Origin of the sequence: Acinetobacter sp. UBA1297, from assembly GCF_002307755.1 — a bacterium.
GTDB lineage: Bacteria > Pseudomonadota > Gammaproteobacteria > Pseudomonadales > Moraxellaceae > Acinetobacter > Acinetobacter radioresistens.
Window position 1 is genome coordinate 1 of sequence record NZ_DBUF01000003.1, and the last position, 4,699, is coordinate 4,699.

A 4,699-nucleotide genomic window follows, 5' to 3' on the forward strand; every position below is an offset into this window, starting at 1 on the left:
AGTCATCGCCAGCTCATTATTCCAAAAAGCCCCCTCACATGAGGGGGCTTTTTTTATACTTAGAGGGTTTATATAAAATAATAGTTAATTTGAGATATCATTTTTCAGTTCAATATCTCTTTAGTCTTATAAATTTGGCTTATATCCTTAAGTAACTGTTAAAATTCATAAATTTAAATATAGACTGGGTAGTTTTTTAAATTTTTTGATTTAAATGTTGATTTTTTATTCAAGTCAACCTGACATTTTATATCACATCTTCGTTTTAATGCTTTTAGGGTATGTTTTTATACCTTTAGGGTTTTAGACAAAAAGTGAATCATAATTCATTTTAGTTGAAATTATAAACTCACAGTGGAGGTGAGAACTAATGTCAACTAACATAATAAATGTCAATACGGTTATTGATCATGCCAAATTTAAGCCCTTTCATATGACTATAGTATTGTGGTGCTTATTTATTGTCATTTTTGATGGTTATGATCTGGCAATTAATGGTGTTGCTCTACCTTTATTAATGCAAGAGTGGAATATGACTGCTGTACAGGCAGGCATGCTGGCCAGTACTGCTTTAGCGGGGATGATGTTTGGTGCAATGCTGTTTGGAATGCTAGCCGATAAGATTGGCCGAAAAAAAGTTATTTTGATCTGTGTCACTTTATTTAGCGGATTTACTTTTTTAGGTGGTTTTGCTTCAAACCCGACTGAATTTGGTATTTTACGTTTTATTGCCGGGCTGGGTATAGGCGGAGTGCTGCCTAACTTGGTTGCGCTTACATCAGAATATGCGCCTCAAAAATTAAGAAGTACTCTGGTTACTACCATGTTCAGTGGCTATGCCATGGGCGGTATTATGGCAGCATTATTGGGGGCTCAGTTTACGCCGACCTTTGGTTGGGAGATCATGTTCTATATTGCAGGTATTCCTTTACTGATTTTACCAATCATATGGAAGTTTTTGCCTGAATCTTTAACTTTTCTGGTTAAAAAACAACAGCAGGATAAAGCCCGTAAGATTGTTCAAAAGATTATGCCTCAGGAAAGTATGACCTTACAGACCCAGCTGGTCTTAAATGAAGTTAAAGTTCCAGATGCCTCAGTTGCAGCTTTATTTAGACAGGGACGTGGTATGAGTACACTACTGTTCTGGAGCTGTTTTTTCATGTGCCTGCTTATGGTATATGCATTAGGTAGCTGGTTACCGAAACTAATGATGGCTGCTGGTTACTCTCTGGGAAGCAGTTTAATATTTCTGATGTCTATGAACATTGGGGCAGTAATTGGTACGATTGGCGGGGGAATTCTGGCAGATAAATTCCATCTGAAACCGGTGATCATCGGAATGTTCTTGATGGGGGCACTGGCTTTGGTTGGATTAGGATTTAATTCACCACCAGCCGTAATTTATTTACTGGTAGCATTAGCGGGCGCTTCAGCAATTGGCAGCAGTATTCTTCTCTATAGTTATGTTGCTCAGTACTATCCGTTAGCAGTACGTTCGACTGGAATCGGCTGGGCTTCAGCAGTTGGGCGGATTGGTGCAATTGTTGGTCCGATTTTGATTGGTTTCCTATTGGGTATGGAATTACCACATAAAATGAATTTTCTTGCAGTTGCTATACCGGCAGTCATTGGAGCAATAGCAGTGGCTTTAATTAAAGTTGTACCGATGAGTGATGAGGTAACGGAGCCTGTTATTCCGGTTAAAAAACCGCGTCGCATTGTAGAGCTCTAAAACTGTGATTAAAAAGCCTCAACTGAGGCTTTTTATTTTTATTAAATATTTAGAATAAAATAGAGCGGCCCGATCATCCTGACCGGGCCGCTCTACCTATCTGTTTAGATAGTCTCATTCGGTACAACCGGAAAAGTTTCCTGTCTATTACTTTATAACTGTTGTTTTATACATTAGAGATATTCTGTCTCTATATATTTTTATATCAGTTTAAAGCTGATAAAGACTATAGCGGTAGAAAGCCTTATTCCCTCTAAGCCAGAGACGACAGAAATTTATTATTTTAAAGATACTCAAGTTTTTATGTGACTGGAGATAATTTTCTCTATTTCATTTTCTGTAATAAGATCGTCATTAACTTTTCATCTTATTGTCGTTAGATTTTCATAATTGATTGCTTTAATTGAATAAAAATTTTTATAAGTACATATGATGAATAAGAAACTTCTATCTCTGCTTTGTTTTACAGCTCTCAGTTTAAGCGCCTGTAATGATGATGATCATGATCAGTTCTCTTCACCAGAAACCCTTACAGTACCCACCCTGATCTCATTTGCCAAACTTCCAGTTTCAACTTATGCAGAAGGCCCCGACTCAGGCGCTGCCGTATCGGGGGCTAATGAAATTTATCCGCCCTTTAAAGGGCAGCCTGTACAGGGTTTCTCAGCTGCAGTTAAAAATAATGATGGCAGTTATATGGCCATGTCAGATAATGGTTTTGGGACTCAAAATAATTCAGCTGACTATTTGCTAAGAATTTATAAAATTAAGCCTGATTTTAAAACCAAGACCAAGGGAACAGGGCAGGTGTCTGTTCAGGATTTTATCCAGCTACGTGATCCGAATAAGTTGGTTCCCTTTGAAATTGTAAATAATAATACACCAGATCGTCTTTTAACTGGGGCGGATTTTGATCCGGAATCAATGCAGCGAGTAGCCGATGGGACTTACTGGATTGGTGATGAGTTCGGACCTTATTTACTGCATTTTTCTGCAGAAGGCGTACTGCTTGATGCCCCTATTCCTCTTCCGCATCCTTTAGTTAAAGGACAGGAGCTACGATCACCACAGAATCAGCTCAACAAGGCAGGAATTAACTATATCGAACCATTGATTCAGCAAAGTGGCGGATTTGAAGGCATGGCACTTTCTAAGGATGGCCAATATCTTTATCCATTACTGGAAAAACCATTAAAAGGTGATGCCAGCGGCCAATTGATTATTTCCCAGTTTGATCTAAAGACTAAATCCTATACCGGAAAATATTATCTGTTCGCGCTGGATAGCAAGGCTTCAGCGATTGGAGACTTTCAGCTCTTTAATAATCAGGAAGGCATCATTATTGAGCGCGATGCCAGCCAGAATAATCTCGGTGGCTATAAGAAGCTGATCAGGATCAAGCTGGGTGAGTCCGGCAAGGTAATTGAGCGTGAAGAACTGCTGGACTTAATTAAGATTGCAAACCCGAACCAGCTTTATACTTCGGTACGTGATGGAGACATTGGTACAGGCACACAGTTTGCTTTCCCATTTGAAACTATTGAAGATGTCGTTATTGAAGATGGCCGTACCCTGACCGTGTTAAATGATAACAATTTTCCGGGTTCGAGCGGTCGTAATGCTAAACTTGCCGATGATAATGAAATTATCCAGATCCGGTTGCCGAAAGCTTTATATTAGTCTGGAAAAAATATGTAAAGCTCGTCTATGTGAAAATCAAGTCACTTTAAACTGATTTAAACAGGCGTATACTCATCAGGCATAAGGAGCTTTTATGTCTGAATCTGTAGAGTCGCAGTCTTATATCGAGTATGGGACGCGCCCTTTTTTTGCTATTCTACTTTCATTGTTTCTGGCAGGCTTTGCCATATTTTCATCATTGTACTGTGTACAGCCAATGATGCCTTTCCTTGCCAAGTTCTTTGCTATCAGTCCAACCCATAGCAGTTTCCCGCTCTCATTCTCCACTATTGCACTGGCACTTGGCCTGTTGTTTGCCGGACTGATTTCAGACCGTTATGGTCGTAAGCAGGTTATGGCAATTTCCCTATTTTCGACCTCAATATTGTTGCTGGTCAGTTCCTTTCTGCCTTACTGGGAAGTTTTTTTAAATACCCGAATGTTAATTGGCCTGGCTGTAAGTGGTGTTGCTTCAGTAGCCATGACTTATATCGGTGAAGAAATTGCACAAAAAGATGTCGGCTTTGCCATGGGGCTATATATTTCAGGGACAGCAATTGGTGGCATGAGTGGTCGTCTCATTGCAGGTGTACTACTAGATTTTATTTCTTGGCAAACTGCCACAATGATCATTGGTGTGCTTAACCTTATCATTGCTATTGTATTTTATATTGCCTTGCCCGCTTCACGGCACTTCAAGCCTTATCCGATCAATTTTTCGAGGTTTAAGCAGTCATTCACCAAAAATTTGTCAGACTCAAGACTTAGGCTCCTGTTTGCAGAAGGCTTTTTATTGATGGGCTGTTTTGTAACGGTCTTTAATTATATTAGCTATCATTTACTGGAAAAACCGTTTGAACTCTCTCAGGCCTGGATTGGCCTGATTTCAATTGCCTATCTTTCAGGCATCTATAGTTCACCGCGGGCCGCAGGTTGGGGTCGTAAATATGGTCGGGGTAAAGTTTTACCAGCCATGTTTATCTGTATGATCTTGGGGTTATGGATTATGCTGATTCCCTCAATCTGGTGCATATTGCTGGGTCTGCTGATTTTTACCTTTTCTTTCTTTGCAGCACATTCTACAGCCAGTAGCTGGGTATCTGTACAGGCTTTACAGTATCGGGCAGTCGGCTCTTCACTTTACCTGTTCTGCTACTATCTGGGTTCAAGCGTATTAGGCAGTAGTGGCGGGCTGGTTTGGGAGAACTGGGGCTGGGGTGGTTTAACGGTGATAATTACCCTGTTTCTCGGTCTCGGTCTCATCATCTCATTACGTTTAAACCG

Annotated in this window: 3 protein-coding genes; all 3 read left to right on the forward strand. The window is 40.1% G+C overall.

From position 1 onward, the window contains the following. Positions 1-370 precede the first annotated feature (370 nt). Positions 371-1,735, forward strand: a complete 1,365-nt coding sequence (locus tag B3R63_RS00795) for an MFS transporter (RefSeq protein WP_005022885.1) — start codon at positions 371-373, stop codon at positions 1,733-1,735. A 429-nt stretch (positions 1,736-2,164) separates the two neighbouring features. Beyond that, the gene (locus B3R63_RS00800) at positions 2,165-3,415 is read left to right on the forward strand and encodes an esterase-like activity of phytase family protein (RefSeq protein ID WP_286728000.1); all 1,251 of its coding nucleotides are present in this window, start codon (positions 2,165-2,167) and stop codon (positions 3,413-3,415) included. Between the two features lie 94 nt (positions 3,416-3,509). Then, a partial coding sequence (locus B3R63_RS00805) for an MFS transporter (protein WP_286728001.1) occupies positions 3,510-4,699 on the forward strand: 1,190 nt, incomplete at its 3' end.